Source organism: Flavobacterium sp. xlx-214 (assembly GCF_013874595.1).
In the GTDB taxonomy this organism is placed as follows: Bacteria; Bacteroidota; Bacteroidia; order Flavobacteriales; family Flavobacteriaceae; genus Flavobacterium.
On the sequence record NZ_CP059431.1, the window covers coordinates 1182753 to 1199223 of the forward strand.

The window sequence follows — 16471 nt, forward strand, 5'->3', positions numbered from 1 at the left end:
AACAACACATCAAAAATATAAAAAATATACGATGAAGAGTTTGATCCTGGCTCAGGATGAACGCTAGCGGCAGGCCTAACACATGCAAGTCGAGGGGTAGAGGCAGCTTGCTGCTTTGAGACCGGCGCACGGGTGCGTAACGCGTATGCAATCTACCTTATACTAAGGGATAGCCCAGAGAAATTTGGATTAATACCTTATGGTTAATAGAATTGGCATCGATTTTATTATAAAGATTTATTGGTATAAGATGAGCATGCGTCCCATTAGTTAGTTGGTAAGGTAACGGCTTACCAAGACGATGATGGGTAGGGGTCCTGAGAGGGAGATCCCCCACACTGGTACTGAGACACGGACCAGACTCCTACGGGAGGCAGCAGTGAGGAATATTGGTCAATGGAGGCAACTCTGAACCAGCCATGCCGCGTGCAGGATGACGGTCCTATGGATTGTAAACTGCTTTTGTACAGGAAGAAAAAGAGTTACGTGTAGCTTATTGACGGTACTGTAAGAATAAGGATCGGCTAACTCCGTGCCAGCAGCCGCGGTAATACGGAGGATCCAAGCGTTATCCGGAATCATTGGGTTTAAAGGGTCCGTAGGCGGGGTATTAAGTCAGCGGTGAAAGTTTTCAGCTTAACTGAAAAATTGCCGTTGATACTGGTATTCTTGAATGATTGTGAAGTAACTAGAATATGTAGTGTAGCGGTGAAATGCTTAGATATTACATGGAATACCAATTGCGAAGGCAGGTTACTAACAATTTATTGACGCTGATGGACGAAAGCGTGGGTAGCGAACAGGATTAGATACCCTGGTAGTCCACGCCGTAAACGATGGATACTAGCTGTTTGGACTTCGGTTTGAGTGGCTAAGCGAAAGTGATAAGTATCCCACCTGGGGAGTACGGTCGCAAGACTGAAACTCAAAGGAATTGACGGGGGCCCGCACAAGCGGTGGAGCATGTGGTTTAATTCGATGATACGCGAGGAACCTTACCAGGGCTTAAATGTAGTTTGACAGATTTGGAAACAGATTTTTCTTCGGACAAATTACAAGGTGCTGCATGGTTGTCGTCAGCTCGTGCCGTGAGGTGTCAGGTTAAGTCCTATAACGAGCGCAACCCCTGTTGTTAGTTGCCAGCACGTAATGGTGGGAACTCTAGCAAGACTGCCAGTGTAAACTGTGAGGAAGGTGGGGATGACGTCAAATCATCACGGCCCTTACGTCCTGGGCCACACACGTGCTACAATGGCCGGTACAGAGAGCAGCCACTTAGCGATAAGGAGCGAATCTATAAAGCCGGTCACAGTTCGGATCGGAGTCTGCAACTCGACTCCGTGAAGCTGGAATCGCTAGTAATCGGATATCAGCCATGATCCGGTGAATACGTTCCCGGGCCTTGTACACACCGCCCGTCAAGCCATGGAAGCTGGGGGTACCTGAAGTCGGTGACCGCAAGGAGCTGCCTAGGGTAAAACTAGTAACTAGGGCTAAGTCGTAACAAGGTAGCCGTACCGGAAGGTGCGGCTGGAACACCTCCTTTCTAGAGATGGTTCAAGCATCTTTTACTCTTTAACTGTTGGTTCAAAAAACAAGAATAATTAAAATACAGAGTCTCGTAGCTCAGCTGGTTAGAGTACTACACTGATAATGTAGGGGTCGGCAGTTCGAGTCTGCCCGGGACTACTATTTAAGTTATTTAAAAGGAAATTTTAGAAGTTGAGTTATCAACAATCCGCTGAAAGCTAACGGCTGATAACTGCAAGCTAAAAACACGGGGGATTAGCTCAGCTGGCTAGAGCGCCTGCCTTGCACGCAGGAGGTCATCGGTTCGACTCCGATATTCTCCACTATCTTAAGAAGATAGAGAATAGAAAAGAGAAAATAGACTTAGTCTGTTATCTATCATCTATACTCTATTATCTAAAGGAAAAGTTCATTGACATATTGAGATACATTTAAAAAGTAGAAAAATATTATAGTAAAATAATATAAAGCACATTTTTAATCTTTTGAGATTAAAAAGTAGAGCACAATAAGCAAAATAAGGGCGTATGGGGAATGCCTAGGCTCTCAGAGGCGAAGAAGGACGTGATAAGCTGCGAAAAGCTACGGGGATTGGCACACACGAATTGATCCGTAGATATCCGAATGGGGCAACCCGGCATGTTGAAGACATGTCACATCGATAGATGAGCAAACCCGCTGAACTGAAACATCTAAGTAGGCGGAGGAGAAGAAAACAAAAGTGATTCCGTAAGTAGTGGCGAGCGAACGCGGAATAGCCCAAACCAAAGTTGTTACGGCAATTTTGGGGTTGTAGGACCACGACATTGTATGCAAAGCGAATAAGAATCATCTGGAAAGATGAACCGCAGAGGGTGATAGTCCCGTATTGGTAAGCAATGTAATGCATAGTGGTATCCTGAGTAGGTCGGGGCACGTGAAACCTTGATTGAAACTGGCGGGACCATCCGCTAAGGCTAAATACTCCTGAGAGACCGATAGTGAACCAGTACCGTGAGGGAAAGGTGAAAAGAACCGTGAATAACGGAGTGAAAAAGATCCTGAAACCATACGCCTACAAGCGGTCGGAGCCCATTCGTTGGGTGACGGCGTGCCTTTTGCATAATGAGCCTACGAGTTACCGTTGCTGGCAAGGTTAAGTACTTCAGGTACGCAGCCGAAGCGAAAGCGAGTCTGAATAGGGCGCATTAGTCAGTAATGGTAGACGCGAAACCGTGTGATCTACCCATGGACAGGTTGAAGTTTGGGTAACACCAAATGGAGGACCGAACCCGTTGACGTTGAAAAGTCTTGGGATGATCTGTGGGTAGGGGTGAAAGGCCAATCAAACTCGGAAATAGCTCGTACTCCCCGAAATGCATTTAGGTGCAGCGCTATTATAGTTTATTAGAGGTAGAGCTACTGATTGGATGCGGGGGCTTCACCGCCTACCAATTCCTGACAAACTCCGAATGCTAATAAATGATTACTAGTAGTGAGGGCATGGGTGCTAAGGTCCATGTCCGAGAGGGAAAGAACCCAGACCATCAGCTAAGGTCCCCAAATGTATGCTAAGTTGAACAAACGCGGTTTGATTGCCCCGACAGCTAGGATGTTGGCTTGGAAGCAGCCATTCATTTAAAGAGTGCGTAACAGCTCACTAGTCGAGCGATCGAGCATGGATAATAATCGGGCATAAGTATACTACCGAAGCTATGGATTTGTATTATATACAAGTGGTAGGGGAGCATTCTAAACTGGGTAGAAGGTGATTTGTGAGAATTGCTGGACTGTTTAGAAAAGAAAATGTAGGCATAAGTAACGATAATGCGGGCGAGAAACCCGCACACCGTAAGACCAAGGTTTCCACAGCTATGCTAATCAGCTGTGGGTTAGTCGGGACCTAAGGCACACCCGAAGGGGGACGTCGATGGCCAACGGGTTAATATTCCCGTACTTGTAATAGTTGTGATGGAGTGACACAGTGGTGAAAGTACCGCGAACTGACGGAATAGTTCGTTAAAGCACGTACCTATAGATCTTATAGTAAAATGCGTAGGATTTGGAGAAATGCGATAGTACACGGAGCCTTCGGGCAAAGTGATAGTGTACCTAAAGGCTGTCAAGAAAAGCTTCTAAACTTAGATTATTACAACCCGTACCGCAAACCGACACAGGTGGTCGAGGAGAGTATCCTCAGGTGCTCGAGAGATTCATGGCTAAGGAATTAGGCAAAATAGACCTGTAACTTCGGGAGAAAGGTCGCCAGCAGCAATGCTGGCCGCAGTGAAAAGGTCCAGGCGACTGTTTATCAAAAACACAGGGCTCTGCCAAATCGTAAGATGAAGTATAGGGCCTGACACCTGCCCGGTGCTGGAAGGTTAAGAGGAGATGTTATCTTCGGAGAAGCATTGAATTGAAGCCCCAGTAAACGGCGGCCGTAACTATAACGGTCCTAAGGTAGCGAAATTCCTTGTCGGGTAAGTTCCGACCTGCACGAATGGTGTAACGATCTGGACACTGTCTCAGCCATGAGCTCGGTGAAATTGTAGTATCGGTGAAGATGCCGATTACCCGCAGTGGGACGAAAAGACCCTGTGCACCTTTACTATAGCTTAGTATTGTTCTTGGATAAGTGATGTGTAGGATAGGTGGGAGACTTCGATCCTGCGTCGCCAGGCGTAGGTTAGTCATTGTTGAAATACCACCCTTTGCTTATCTGAGATCTAACTCGACGACGTTGAGGACATTGCTTGGTGGGTAGTTTGACTGGGGTGGTCGCCTCCAAAAGAGTAACGGAGGCTTCTAAAGGTTCCCTCAGCACGCTTGGTAACCGTGCGTAGAGTGCAATGGCAAAAGGGAGCTTGACTGAGAGACCAACAAGTCGATCAGGTACGAAAGTAGAGCATAGTGATCCGGTGGTTCCGCATGGAAGGGCCATCGCTCAAAGGATAAAAGGTACGCCGGGGATAACAGGCTGATCTCCCCCAAGAGCTCATATCGACGGGGGGGTTTGGCACCTCGATGTCGGCTCGTCACATCCTGGGGCTGGAGAAGGTCCCAAGGGTTGGGCTGTTCGCCCATTAAAGTGGCACGCGAGCTGGGTTCAGAACGTCGTGAGACAGTTCGGTCTCTATCTACTGTGGGCGTTAGAAATTTGAGTGGATCTGATTCTAGTACGAGAGGACCGAATTGGACTAACCTCTGGTGTATCAGTTGTGCCGCCAGGTGCATTGCTGAGTAGCTACGTTGGGAAGGGATAAGCGCTGAAAGCATATAAGCGCGAAACCCACCACAAGATGAGATTTCTTTAAAGGGTCGTAGAAGATGACTACGTTGATAGGTTACAGATGTAAAGGCAGTAATGTCATAGTCAAGTAATACTAATAGCCCGTAAGCTTATGTGCTCTAGGGATTGCTTTATAAATTATAGTATTAAGATTTTAGAATTAAGTATTAAGACTAAAATAGCTACAGAATAGTATCAAAAATATGTTAACAATATTGCAGCAAAGCTGCGTTTAAAGTTCCAAGTTTAAAGTTAAAGGTTGCAAACCTTAAACAAAAAAAACGTGAAACCTTAAACAAAAACTTAGGGTGGTTATAGCGTTGGGGCTCACCTCTTCCCATCTCGAACAGAGAAGTTAAGCCCAATTGCGCAGATGGTACTGCATATTAATGTGGGAGAGTATGTCACCGCCTTTTTTTAGAAACCCCTTCACGAAAGTGAAGGGTTTTTTTGTTTTGGATAATCCTTATTATACACGAGCGCAGCGAATGGACGAAGTAAATGATGGGGATAATAATATTTGTATGATAAATGCAAATAGAGTTATTGCAGTTCTTTAAGGTAATCAAAGATTAATTGTGACTCATACCCTTTACGCATTAAATAATCAACCCATTTACGTTTTTTCTTTTCTAAGGAGTCTTCGTTTATAGTAAGCCACTTCTTTTCGGCTAAAGTGTAAAAGTTGCTTAAATAGTCTGCTTCAATTTCTTTTAAGGCTATTTTAATATTGAAAGAAGAAATATCTCTAAACTTAAGTTCTTGTTCAATTCTTCGTTTTCCCCAGAACTTGAATTTATGTTTTCCTCTTGCAAAACTCTTAGCAAATCGTTCTTCGTTTAAAAAATTATTTGTTACTAAATGATCTAAAATGTGGTCAATAGCAGTTTGAAACATACCTAATGATTTTAACTTGGTAATGACTTCTTTGTAACAACGATCTTGATATGAGCAGTAGTATTCTAGTTTTTTGATGGCTTCGTTGACAGATAATCCGTTTTCAGACATAATTTAATGTAAAAAGTAAATCCTCTAAAATAGAGGATTTAAGTAATTATTTTGTATTTTCAGATTGATCATTCTCTTCTGTGTCATCTTGTTCAAATTGACTAATTATTTGATCAATTTCAGCCTCTGTTAACTCTTCTTCCATTTCAACATCTTCAAGTAAAGATTCAAATTTTTTGATGTTCTTTTTTAAACGCTTAGATAAGTCATCATACTCACCTAAAAGTTTTTTGTACGACTTAATAACCGATTTTTGTTTTTTAATTAAGCCATTTTGCTCTTTTAGTTTCTTTTTTAACTGGTCTTTTTTCATGATGATACTTTTTGAATTGTATAAAAGTAGTTAAAATAGTTGTGATTTTCTTGTAAGTAATGTTAAGTTTTGTTTTATAGATTAAGATTTAGATGAGAACTATTTTTTGGGAAGATATTTTAGGATAATAAAAAAATCCTTAACTAATGAAGTTAAGGATTTGTACCTGAGGTGGGAATCGAACCCACACTCCGAAGAACACGAGTTTGAGTCGTGCGCGTCTACCAATTCCGCCACTCAGGCTTCTTGCTTGAAATTGTGATTGCAAATGTAAACACAAAATTAATTAAATCAAATAAAATTGTATAAAAATATGATTGCTTACAAAATTATTTCTAAATTTGCATCCTGAAATAGAAAGACAACATAACTACTAAATTAAAAAACAATGACTTACTTTGAACCAGAAGCAAAAATTTTTGCTTGTTCTAAAAGTGAAGTGTTAGCAGAGAAAATTGCTAAGCACTATGGTATTGAACTAGGAAAGGTCACCTTATCACATTACAGTGATGGTGAGTTTCAACCTTCATTCGAAGAGTCTATTCGTGGGTTACGTGTGTTTTTGGTATGTTCTACATTTCCAAGCGCCGATAATTTAATGGAATTGTTGTTGATGATTGATGCAGCAAAGCGTGCATCGGCAAGACATATTACAGCTGTAATTCCTTATTTTGGATGGGCACGTCAAGATCGTAAAGACAAGCCACGTGTGCCAATAGGTGCTAAATTAGTAGCTAAAATGTTAGAAGCTGCTGGTGCAACGCGTGTTATGACAATGGATTTGCATGCAGATCAAATTCAAGGATTCTTTGAAAAACCAGTAGATCATTTGTATGCATCAACTATTTTTGTTCCTTATGTACAGTCGTTAAATTTAGATAACTTAACTATTGCTTCGCCAGATATGGGTGGTTCTAAACGTGCATATGCATATGCTAAATTTTTAGGATCAGAGGTTGTGGTTTGTTACAAGCAACGTAAGAAGGCTAATGTAATTGATACCATGGAATTGATTGGTGATGTAAAAGGTAGAAATGTTATTTTAGTAGATGATATGATCGATACTGGTGGTACACTTGCTAAGGCGGCTGATGTAATGATAGAGCGTGGTGCTTTAAGCGTACGTGCTATTTGTACACACGCTATTTTGTCGGGTGGTGCTTATGAGAAGATCGAAAATTCATCTTTAACAGAATTAATCGTTACTGATTCTATTCCGTTGAAACAAGAAAGTTCAAAAATCAAAGTGTTAACATGTACTGAATTATTTGCTGATGTTATGCACATGGTTCAGAACAACACATCGATTAGTGATAAATTTATTATGTAATTATTATTAATTTTTAAATATTTAAAATGAAGTCAATTTCAATTAAAGGACAAGAAAGAGAAAGCGTGGGTAAAGTAGCTACTAAAACTGCACGTAATGCTGGATTGGTTCCTTGCGTAGTTTACGGAGGAGAACAACCAGTACATTTTACAGCTGAAGAAAAAGCATTCAAAAGCTTAGTGTATACTCCAAACGTACACACTGTTGCTATTGATTTAGGTGGTAAAAAAGTTGATGCTATTTTACAAGATATTCAGTTTGATCCAGTATCAGATAAAATCTTACACATCGATTTCTACCAATTACACGCTGATAAAGAAATTACAATGGAAGTTCCTGTAAAAGTTATCGGTAACTCTAAAGGTGTTATGGCAGGTGGTGTTTTACGTTTAAACCAACGTAAATTAAAAGTACGTGCTTTACCAGCTAACTTACCTGATTTCGTAGAAGCTGATATTACAGACTTAGAAATGGGTAACAAATTGTACATTACTAAAATTCCTACAAACAATTTTAGATTGTTACAACCAGAAAACACTGTAGTTGCACAAGTACGTATCTCTCGTGCTGCAATGAAAGCTGCTCAAGAAGCTGCAAAAGCAGAAAAAGGTGGAGCAAAAAAGAAAAAATAATTTCATTATTTTATACAGAAAAGCCTCGATTTATTCGAGGCTTTTTTTATGGTTTGTTTTTATTTGGGCAAATCCCTTCGGGTCGGGCTTTACGCCGTCGCTTTTTGCTTTGAAAAAAGCAAAAGAGCTTCACAAGGCTTCAATCCCTTTTGCATAAAAAAAGCCATTCCAAGTTAAGAATGACTTTTTTGAAGTATTATTTTAAGTTAGTTATTCAATTTCAGAAACCCTAACGGTATTTACCATCCCTTTTTCATTTAAAGGCATCGATGCTAAGTTAATCGTATAATCGCCAGCTTGTACATAATTGTTGTTTTTGGCAATTTCATTAATGTCTTCAATAGTAACATCGGTACTTTCGTATTTATCATACCAAAAAGCAGTAACGCCCCACAATAAACTTAACTGCGTAAGCATGTGTTTGTTTGAAGTGTATGCCAAAATGTGAGCATTAGGTCGCCATGCTGATATTTGAAAAGCTGTATATCCTGAATTGGTTAACGTATTAATTACTTTTGCTTCGATATCATTAGCCATAGTAGCTGCGTGATAACAAATTGATTTTGTAATAAAACGTTTGGTTTTAATTTTAGGATCGTTTACAGGTAATTTTATTAAATCAGAATCTTCAACACTAGTGATAATCTGTGTCATTTTTTCAATAACTTGTACAGGATAATTCCCTACTGATGTTTCACCAGAAAGCATTACCGCATCGGCACCATCCATTACAGAGTTAGCAACGTCGTTTACTTCAGCTCTAGTAGGCGTTAAGCTTGTAATCATGGTTTCCATCATTTGGGTAGCAATAATTACAGGAATACGCGCGTATTTAGCTTTGTGTACTAATTGTTTTTGAATTAAAGGAACTTCCTGCGCTGGAATTTCTACTCCCAAATCACCACGAGCCACCATTAAACCATCGCAATGCGATACAATTTTATTGATGTTTGCAACCGCTTCAGGTTTTTCAATTTTTGCAATAATCGGAATTTTATGAGTTCCGTGTTCTTCAATTAACAAACGTAAATCTTCTAAATCTTCGGGTGTTCTTACAAACGATAAAGCAATCCAATCTACATCTAAAGCAATGGCAAACTTAGCATCTTTAATATCTTTTTCTGTTAAAGCAGGTAAAGACACTTTGGTGTTAGGTAAGTTAACTCCTTTTTTAGATTTTAAAGGACCGCCTTGTACTACAACCGCTTTTACCTCGTGTTCACCATCAGTTTCAAGTACATTAAAAATCAATTTACCATCATCTAATAATATCGATTCTCCAGGATTTACGTCTCTTGGAAAGCTTTTGTACGTCATGTACACTTTTTCTGCTGTTCCTAAAAATTCTTCTTTGGTAGAAAATGTAATAACATCGCCTTTCTTTAAAACTACTTCATCCTTCATAACACCTACGCGTAATTTAGGGCCTTGTAAATCGGCTAAAATAGAGGTGTTGTACTTAAATTCGGCATTAAGTTCGCGTATTATTTTTACTTTGTCTTCAATGTCAAAATAATCAGCATGTGAAAAGTTAATTCTAAAAACATTCACACCAGCTTCAATCATTTGTTTAATTATTTCTTTGGTGCTACAAGCCGGACCTAAAGTTGCGACTATCTTTGTTTTTTTTCTTGGTAACATATTAAAATAGTATATTTTTTTTTGATTTTGCACTCAACGATTCAATATCTACTACAAAATACATTGAGATGTTTTTAATTTTATTTAATTGATTTTCAATTTCATCCATCTGAAAAAAATCATCCGCATTTTCAATTTGAAGAAAATAATCGATGGTTTTCCACTCAGGTACTAAATATTCTGTTGTTGAGAATAAATCGTTAGGATCAACAAATAAAGATTCTTTTTTATCTAACTGACTAATGGAATAATTTGACTTGTTTTCAATAAGCCTCCAATTAAGATGATTTTTACAATCTTCATATAAAAAATGCCTCAAATAAGTTACTCCGTTTTCAGAAGTTAAGGTAATTTCTGGATGAACTTTTTGAAATTGAATGTTTAGATTTTTGTTTAGATGATATGCCATTTTGTAATCGGGCATGTTAGATTGGATAGCAATTAAAAGGATTTCTTCATAATCAGTATCATCATAATCTAATTTATGAAGGATTTCGTTTGTATTTTTCTTAATTGGTACCATCTATCATCAAAAATACAAAAATAAAAGCGCATTATGCGCTGAAAATGAATATTTAATTATTTTTTAATGTGGCTTTGCATTTGTGATTGCAGTGCAAAAAAAGCGCGTTGTGCTGCTTTTTCTTCGGCTTTCTTTTTGCTTGTGGCGCGTGCTCTTGCAATAACACTTTCATTGAAGTACAATTTTACATAAAAATGCTTAATATTGTCTTTGCCGTTATCGTCTTGTGTATCAAACTTAAACGTTTTTTTATGTTTCTGGCAATATTCAATAAACAAACTTTTGTAGCTGGCAATTTTGTTTTCTAAGTAATCTAAATCCTTAATTTCAATAAGAATATTTTTATAGATAAACTTTTCACAAGCCGTAAAACCTTTGTCCATATAAATGGCGCCAATTAAGGCTTCTAGTAAATTACCATTGATGTTATCGCCAAATTGCGATATAGCTGCTTTGGTTTGTACCCAATTGGTTAATTGAAGTTTTTTGCCAATACTGTTTAAGTGTGATCTGCTAACTAACTTAGAACGCATTTGGGTTAAGTAACCCTCGTCTCCTTTTGGAGCATTTTTATACAGATAAGCTGCAATTACAGATCCTAAAATGGCATCGCCTAAAAACTCTAATCGTTCATAGTTGATAGGTTGCTTATTCTCATTGAGTTTATTTAACGATCGATGCGTGAATGCTGTTTCAAAATAAACAATATTTCTAGGCTTATACGAAATGATTTGTGTAATAGTAGAATAAAAAATCCCGCTATTATTTATAGGGGATTTTTTATGCCATATGTTACGAAACCATTTCATTTAATTAGGCTTCTAATTTTTTTACCAAAACACAGGCGTTATGACCACCAAAGCCAAAAGTGTTACTCATAAGTACTTTAGCATCGCGTTTTTGCGCTTTGTTGAAGGTAAAGTTTAACTTAGGATCAATATTTTCATCATCTGTAAAATGATTGATGGTTGGCGGAATCATACCGTGTTGTAATGCTAAAATACATGAAATTGCTTCAATAGCACCAGTAGCACCTAATAAATGCCCTGTCATTGATTTGGTTGAATTCAAATTCATAGTATACGCATGCTCACCAAAAACTTCTAAAATAGCTTTTGATTCTGCAATATCTCCAAGTGGAGTAGATGTACCGTGCATGTTAACACCGTCAACGTCTGTTGGTTTTAAACCAGCATCTCTTAAACAGTTTAACATTACGTTTTTAGCACCTAAACCTTCTGGGTGTGGAGCTGTAATATGATGTGCATCTGCAGACATACCACCGCCACCTATTTCGCAGTATATTTTTGCGCCACGCGCTACCGCATGTTCGTATTCTTCTAAAACCAAAGCACCGGCACCTTCGCCTAAAACAAAACCATCACGGTCTTTGTCAGTAGGTCTAGAAGCAGTTGCAGGATCGTCGTTTCTTGTAGATAAAGCATGCATTGCGTTAAAACCACCAATACCTGCAATGGTAACAGCAGCTTCAGATCCACCTGTAACAATAACATCAGCTTGCCCTAAACGAATGTAGTTAAAAGCATCAATAATTGCATTGGTTGACGAAGCACAAGCCGAAACTGTTGTAAAGTTTGGGCCACGTAAGCCGTATTTCATAGAAATTAATCCACCTGCAATGTCAGCAATCATTTTAGGAATAAAGAATGGGTTGAATTTTGGTACACCATTTCCTTGGTTAAAATTAGTAACCTCGTCTTGAAATGTTTGTAAACCACCAATTCCTGAACCCCAAATAACACCTGCACGGTCTAAATTCAAAGTGTCAAAGTTAAATTTAGCATCTTCCATAGCCTCAGTAGCAGTAACCATTGCATACTGAGTGTATTTATCCATTTTTCGAGCTTCTTTTCTGTCGATAAAATCTTCTACATTAAAACCTTTAACCTCACAAGCAAATTGTGTTTTAAAGTTAGTAGCGTCAAAATAAGTTATTGGCGCAGCACCACTTACTCCGTTCATAAGACCATTCCAAAATTCTGAAATATTATTTCCAATAGGAGTTAAGGCGCCTAATCCAGTAACAACAACTCGCTTTAAATTCATAATAATTTATGTATTAATTAAAAAAACAAAACCCAAGTTTCATGAAAAGGGAAACATTGGGTTGCTATAATTTAATAGATTTTGTAATCTAAATTCTTAACTTAAAAAGAAAATAAATAATAACACCTACGCAATTTAAAACTGCGTAGGATGTATTAAGTTATTATTTTTTAGCCTCTTCGATGTAAGAGATAGCTTGACCAACTGTAGCAATGTTTTCAGCTTGATCGTCTGGGATTTGAATGTCAAATTCTTTTTCAAACTCCATGATCAACTCAACAGTGTCTAATGAATCAGCTCCTAAATCATTTGTGAAGCTTGCTTCTGCTACAACTTCGTTCTCGTCAACTCCTAATTTGTCAACGATAATTGCTTTTACTCTTGATGCAATGTCTGACATAGTTTTTTCTATTTTTTAAGTTTAATTGTTGTGGCAAAAATAGGAAACTTTCCCATATTACCACCTATTTAATTGTTTTTGTAAATGCGAAGTTAAAAAAATAATTTTTAAATGGATATTTTTTTCGAATTTTGTGGCATTAAATATTCATTAAGATTTTTATAGGTCACTATAATTTTGAGCTAATTGTATGAAAAACATTGTTTTACTAGCTTCTGGATCGGGAAGTAACGCGGAAAATATTATTCAGTATTTTAAAGATAAAGAATATCCTTGTCAATTTTACATCATCACCAATAAAAAAGATGCTTTTGTTTTAGAGAGAGCCAAAAAAATGAATGTTCCAGCAGAGGTTATTACTAAAAAGCAAAACGATGAAGGTGTTTTGTACAATAGATTACAAGAATTAAAACCCGATTTAATTGTACTGGCGGGTTATTTATTGCTGTTTCCTGCAGAGATTGTTCAACAATTTCCGAACAGAATTATTAACATTCACCCAGCTTTGTTACCTAAATTTGGAGGTAAAGGGATGTACGGAAATTATGTACACGAGGCTGTTGTGGCAAATAAAGAAACCGAAACAGGCATTACCATTCATTATGTAAGCGAGCAATATGATGAGGGAGCTATTATTTTTCAGGCAAAAACAAAAGTTGATGAGAACGATTCAGCAGACGATGTAGCTGCAAAAGTACACGCTTTAGAATACAAGCATTTTCCTATAGTAATAGAGCAGCTTTTGAACGAATAACCTTAAAAAGATACAGATGCCTCAACGTTTATACCGGTTGAGGCATTTTCATATAAACGTTTTTCTTTGTAAAAAATATCGCGTTGTAAGGTAAATGCAAAAGCCTAAAATTGTACTATTTCTGGTAATTGCGCTGCGTTTTCTATAAAAAATAAACTGTTTTTTGTTTGTTTAACACGTATCCATTTTTTATCACCTTTTTTACGAACAGCTATTTTGCCTACCGCAGGAATTTTCATTTCATACGTTTCTTTGTTCACAATAAGTTGTTCGTTGTTAAAAAAGCCAATTTCCTTACTCGAATCGTTTACGTTACTAAAAATATAGCCATCTTGTAAAGTGAAATCCTTGTGTAGGGTTTTGTTTTCTAAAAAATCGTACTCTGCTATAATGTCAAAATCAATCCATAATCGTGCTATTTTGTTCACATAATTATAATCGTAGTTGTAAGAAACATTTTGCGCGTTAGTTGTTAAGCACATTAGTAAAATTATAAAAGTAGGTAGTATTTGTTTTAGCATAATAATTGTTTTTTATAATAATTACAAAATAAATGCCAAAATATTAGTTCGGTTTTATTGCGTTGCCATTAATATCTAATACAAAATGTTCACCGTTTTGTGTAGCAAGAAAATAAATATTTGCCTTATTTCTGTTTTTTGGATTACTTGTGCTAATTTCTTCAGATGAAGTATAAACAATGTCGTATATTTTATATTTTTCTTGTGGTTTAATCAGCCATTGTAAAGTAGTTAAGTCTATTACCCCTGAGTTGGTTATATTTTCCTTGTTTTCAGTAATATTGTTTTGAACAGAATATCCAAAAGAATTATTAAAAGGGTATCTAATTAATTCACCATAAAAAAAATGCTCTCCTCGAAGTGTTATAAATCCTTGCTTACCATTAAAATCTTCAATATATAATAAATTTTCATTTTCATAAAGATAAGGTAAAAGTTTAATATCTTTAAAAACAAAGCCACTTTGTGCTTGCCCTTTTTGATTAATTAGTACATGTTCACCGATTAGATTTTCTCCTATTCTCCGTATTATAGCAAAATATTCGTTGTTGTGTTTTATGGCTTTTGAAATATTTGACATGTCGTCAGAGTTGTGTTTGTATTTTTTTGAGTAGGCTGTCATTGTTCCGTTTTCGTCAACTTCAAAACCAAGACCTTCAATTGTTGGAAGAGATGCCCTACTTGGGCTTTCTCTGTCAATAAAATTTACCTCTTGAATATTAAAATTATTAGCAACTTCAATACTTGTACAGTTGTTATTTGGATAAACTAAAAGACTAGGGTGAAATGTTGATCTCGATTCCATGAATGGATTTGTAATGATCTTTTTAGATTTAACATCCATCAAACTCCATTTTTTACCGTCAGTAGAATATGGTACTAAATCTGTTGGAGGATAGTTTTTAATTTTATTAATAATTTCAGTTTGTACGAATTTTTTACAATCAATTTCTTGTGCATGTGAATAAAATGTAAATGTGCAAAATAGCAATGGTATTATTTTTTTCATTTCTAATCTTTTTATTTTATAAGTATTCAAAACTAATAAAAAAAAATGCCAAAATAGAATTGTATTTTTGCTTAAATTAAACTTTATGCAACCCGAAATTCTTTTATATACCGATGGATCTTCTCGTGGTAATCCTGGACCGGGAGGTTATGGAGTGATACTTCACTTAAATAATACCAAACATTTTAAAGAATTATCAAAGGGATATCGTAAAACAACTAATAATCGAATGGAATTGTTAGCCGTAATTGTAGGGTTAGAAGCGTTAACAAAAGATAATTTAACTGTTTTGGTGGTGTCTGATTCAAAATACGTAGTAGATTCTGTTTCTAAAGGCTGGGTTTTTGGTTGGGAGAAAAAAGGATTTGCAGGGAAAAAAAATCCCGATTTATGGCAACGTTTTTTAAAGATTTATAGAAAACACCAAGTGAAATTTCAATGGATTAAAGGGCATAACAACCATCCGATGAACGAACGTTGTGACGTACTGGCTGTAGAAGCTTCAAAAAATGCCAAGCTTTTAATTGATGAGTGGTACGAAAAAAACGAAGCTTAACTTTTTTTATTATATTTATACTGAAGTTTAAATCGCCACAAAGCACTAATCTTAGATTTGCTTAAAAAGGCATAAAACAAATAAGCTATGAGTTACGATTTGATGGTTTTTGAAAAAACAGCTGCTCCAAAAAGCAAGAAAGAGTTTATGGAATGGTATGATAAACAAACAGAATGGGAAGAAGAACATAATTATGACGATCCAGTAGTTTCGTCTGCTGATTTGAGGAATTGGTTTATGGATATGATTACTAAATTTCCTCAAATGAATGGACCGTATGCTCCTAGTGATGATGAATTAGACAATATGGAAAACGATTCCTATGTTACTGATTATTCTGTAGGTAAAGAAGTGATATACGCTGCATTTGCTTGGTCGTTGGCTGAGGAAGCCTTTGAAACAATGAAAGAATTGGCAATAAAGCATCATGTTGGTTTTTTCAATGTAAGTTCAAGCAACGGCGAAATCATTTTTCCTAATGGCGAAGTTTTGAAATAGAAACATTTGCGTTTCCTCGTTAAGAAAACTCCAAAGTAAGCAAAGCGTAATTTTTTTGGTTATATTTATGCAGTCATTAAAAAGCAAATTGTATGAATAAAGTTAAAGTGTTGGCAGTTTTATCAACCATTCTTTTGTGTTATTGGTTGGTTACTAAAGTAGTTGATCTTTATGCTTTACATCCCGTTTTTGGGGCAGTATATGAGTTAACATCGCTTATTGTTTTGTTAGCAACTTTTGTTTTGCCTATTGTTACCCTTGTGTTTTTAATGAAAAGCAGTGTTTTAGAACGCAAAAAATACATTTTGCCATTAATTATTAATTTGATTACTATTTTAGTAATGATTTTTTTTCCCTTTTTGTATACAGCAAATCAAAATTAATTGGCTAAAGAGATAATTAATCTATGTTAAGGAATAAA

The 16471-nt window shown here is 36.8% G+C and carries 15 protein-coding genes, 3 tRNA genes and 3 rRNA genes; 11 read left to right on the plus strand and 10 right to left on the minus strand.

The window, feature by feature from the left end; all coding sequences use genetic code 11:
• Nucleotides 1–28: 28 nt before the first annotated feature.
• The 5 genes from H1R17_RS05575 to rrf all read left to right on the plus strand — a co-directional run bounded on the left by H1R17_RS05575 (nt 29) and on the right by rrf (nt 5214).
• Nucleotides 29–1546: ribosomal RNA gene (locus H1R17_RS05575) — 16S ribosomal RNA — on the plus strand.
• Nucleotides 1547–1615: 69 nt separating this feature from the next.
• A tRNA-Ile gene (locus tag H1R17_RS05580) sits at nt 1616–1689 on the plus strand.
• Between the two features lie 90 nt (nt 1690–1779).
• Nucleotides 1780–1853 (plus strand) — tRNA-Ala (locus H1R17_RS05585).
• Nucleotides 1854–2036: 183 nt separating this feature from the next.
• Nucleotides 2037–4917, plus strand: a 23S ribosomal RNA gene (locus tag H1R17_RS05590).
• A gap of 185 nt (nt 4918–5102) precedes the next feature.
• Nucleotides 5103–5214: ribosomal RNA gene (rrf, locus tag H1R17_RS05595) — 5S ribosomal RNA — on the plus strand.
• Together the 16S, 23S and 5S rRNA genes with 2 tRNA genes alongside form the textbook arrangement of a ribosomal RNA operon.
• Nucleotides 5215–5341: 127 nt before the next feature.
• Here rrf and H1R17_RS05600 read toward each other — a convergent pair.
• From H1R17_RS05600 to H1R17_RS05610, 3 genes are all read right to left on the minus strand, one after another.
• The gene (locus tag H1R17_RS05600; RefSeq protein WP_163431945.1) at nt 5342–5806 is read right to left on the minus strand and encodes a regulatory protein RecX; all 465 of its coding nucleotides are present in this window, start codon (nt 5804–5806) and stop codon (nt 5342–5344) included.
• A 46-nt stretch (nt 5807–5852) separates the two neighbouring features.
• Complete coding sequence (locus H1R17_RS05605) at nt 5853–6119, minus strand: hypothetical protein (protein WP_163431946.1); 267 nt, start codon at nt 6117–6119, stop codon at nt 5853–5855.
• A 163-nt stretch (nt 6120–6282) separates the two neighbouring features.
• Nucleotides 6283–6362 (minus strand) — tRNA-Leu (locus H1R17_RS05610).
• Between the two features lie 145 nt (nt 6363–6507).
• Here H1R17_RS05610 and H1R17_RS05615 point away from each other — a divergent pair.
• Nucleotides 6508–7449, plus strand: coding sequence for a ribose-phosphate pyrophosphokinase (locus H1R17_RS05615; RefSeq protein WP_163431947.1), 942 nt, complete (start codon nt 6508–6510; stop codon nt 7447–7449).
• 26 nt (nt 7450–7475) lie between these two features.
• Nucleotides 7476–8081: a 50S ribosomal protein L25/general stress protein Ctc gene (locus H1R17_RS05620; RefSeq protein WP_163431948.1), complete on the plus strand. Its 606-nt coding sequence runs from the start codon at nt 7476–7478 to the stop codon at nt 8079–8081.
• Between the two features lie 210 nt (nt 8082–8291).
• Here H1R17_RS05620 and pyk read toward each other — a convergent pair whose 3' ends face one another.
• The 5 genes from pyk to H1R17_RS05645 form a co-directional block, all read right to left on the minus strand.
• Entirely contained in the window at nt 8292–9722 is a 1431-nt protein-coding gene (pyk, locus tag H1R17_RS05625; protein ID WP_163431949.1) for a pyruvate kinase, read from the minus strand.
• A gap of 1 nt (nt 9723) precedes the next feature.
• Nucleotides 9724–10245, minus strand: a complete 522-nt coding sequence (locus H1R17_RS05630; RefSeq protein ID WP_163431950.1) for an IPExxxVDY family protein — start codon at nt 10243–10245, stop codon at nt 9724–9726.
• A gap of 56 nt (nt 10246–10301) precedes the next feature.
• Nucleotides 10302–11054 (minus strand): ribonuclease III, encoded by a 753-nt coding sequence (rnc, locus tag H1R17_RS05635; RefSeq protein WP_163431951.1) that lies wholly within the window; start codon nt 11052–11054, stop codon nt 10302–10304.
• A 4-nt stretch (nt 11055–11058) separates the two neighbouring features.
• A complete protein-coding gene (fabF, locus tag H1R17_RS05640) occupies nt 11059–12312 on the minus strand; it encodes a beta-ketoacyl-ACP synthase II (protein ID WP_163431952.1) in 1254 nt (417 codons plus the stop codon).
• A 163-nt stretch (nt 12313–12475) separates the two neighbouring features.
• Nucleotides 12476–12712, minus strand: a complete 237-nt coding sequence (locus H1R17_RS05645; protein ID WP_002988156.1) for an acyl carrier protein — start codon at nt 12710–12712, stop codon at nt 12476–12478.
• 190 nt (nt 12713–12902) lie between these two features.
• Here H1R17_RS05645 and purN point away from each other — a divergent pair, with 190 nt between their 5' ends.
• Entirely contained in the window at nt 12903–13466 is a 564-nt protein-coding gene (gene purN / locus H1R17_RS05650; protein ID WP_163431953.1) for a phosphoribosylglycinamide formyltransferase, read from the plus strand.
• Nucleotides 13467–13570: 104 nt separating this feature from the next.
• On the opposite strand, the gene H1R17_RS05655 is transcribed toward purN, so the two are convergent.
• Both H1R17_RS05655 and H1R17_RS05660 read right to left on the minus strand, forming a co-directional pair.
• A complete protein-coding gene (locus H1R17_RS05655) occupies nt 13571–13987 on the minus strand; it encodes a hypothetical protein (RefSeq protein ID WP_163431954.1) in 417 nt (138 codons plus the stop codon).
• A 43-nt stretch (nt 13988–14030) separates the two neighbouring features.
• Nucleotides 14031–14996, minus strand: a complete 966-nt coding sequence (locus H1R17_RS05660; RefSeq protein WP_163431955.1) for a hypothetical protein — start codon at nt 14994–14996, stop codon at nt 14031–14033.
• 85 nt (nt 14997–15081) lie between these two features.
• Here H1R17_RS05660 and rnhA point away from each other — a divergent pair, with 85 nt between their 5' ends.
• From rnhA to H1R17_RS05675, 3 genes are all read left to right on the plus strand, one after another.
• Nucleotides 15082–15552: a ribonuclease HI gene (rnhA, locus tag H1R17_RS05665; protein WP_163431956.1), complete on the plus strand. Its 471-nt coding sequence runs from the start codon at nt 15082–15084 to the stop codon at nt 15550–15552.
• An 87-nt stretch (nt 15553–15639) separates the two neighbouring features.
• Complete coding sequence (locus H1R17_RS05670; protein ID WP_163431957.1) at nt 15640–16050, plus strand: hypothetical protein; 411 nt, start codon at nt 15640–15642, stop codon at nt 16048–16050.
• A gap of 92 nt (nt 16051–16142) precedes the next feature.
• Nucleotides 16143–16433, plus strand: a complete 291-nt coding sequence (locus H1R17_RS05675) for a hypothetical protein (RefSeq protein WP_163431958.1) — start codon at nt 16143–16145, stop codon at nt 16431–16433.
• The last annotated feature ends 38 nt before the right edge of the window (nt 16434–16471 follow it).

Bases quoted from the DNA above. Each gene is read 5' to 3' on its own strand.
- H1R17_RS05600 (WP_163431945.1), bottom strand. From the start codon at position 5,806: ATGTCTGAAAACGGATTATCTGTCAACGAAGCCATCAAAAAACTAGAA.
- H1R17_RS05605 (WP_163431946.1), bottom strand. From the start codon at position 6,119: ATGAAAAAAGACCAGTTAAAAAAGAAACTAAAAGAGCAAAATGGCTTA.
- H1R17_RS05615 (WP_163431947.1), top strand. From the start codon at position 6,508: ATGACTTACTTTGAACCAGAAGCAAAAATTTTTGCTTGTTCTAAAAGT.
- H1R17_RS05620 (WP_163431948.1), top strand. From the start codon at position 7,476: ATGAAGTCAATTTCAATTAAAGGACAAGAAAGAGAAAGCGTGGGTAAA.
- pyk (WP_163431949.1), bottom strand. From the start codon at position 9,722: ATGTTACCAAGAAAAAAAACAAAGATAGTCGCAACTTTAGGTCCGGCT.
- H1R17_RS05630 (WP_163431950.1), bottom strand. From the start codon at position 10,245: ATGGTACCAATTAAGAAAAATACAAACGAAATCCTTCATAAATTAGAT.
- rnc (WP_163431951.1), bottom strand. From the start codon at position 11,054: ATGAAATGGTTTCGTAACATATGGCATAAAAAATCCCCTATAAATAAT.
- fabF (WP_163431952.1), bottom strand. From the start codon at position 12,312: ATGAATTTAAAGCGAGTTGTTGTTACTGGATTAGGCGCCTTAACTCCT.
- H1R17_RS05645 (WP_002988156.1), bottom strand. From the start codon at position 12,712: ATGTCAGACATTGCATCAAGAGTAAAAGCAATTATCGTTGACAAATTA.
- purN (WP_163431953.1), top strand. From the start codon at position 12,903: ATGAAAAACATTGTTTTACTAGCTTCTGGATCGGGAAGTAACGCGGAA.
- H1R17_RS05655 (WP_163431954.1), bottom strand. From the start codon at position 13,987: ATGCTAAAACAAATACTACCTACTTTTATAATTTTACTAATGTGCTTA.
- H1R17_RS05660 (WP_163431955.1), bottom strand. From the start codon at position 14,996: ATGAAAAAAATAATACCATTGCTATTTTGCACATTTACATTTTATTCA.
- rnhA (WP_163431956.1), top strand. From the start codon at position 15,082: ATGCAACCCGAAATTCTTTTATATACCGATGGATCTTCTCGTGGTAAT.
- H1R17_RS05670 (WP_163431957.1), top strand. From the start codon at position 15,640: ATGAGTTACGATTTGATGGTTTTTGAAAAAACAGCTGCTCCAAAAAGC.
- H1R17_RS05675 (WP_163431958.1), top strand. From the start codon at position 16,143: ATGAATAAAGTTAAAGTGTTGGCAGTTTTATCAACCATTCTTTTGTGT.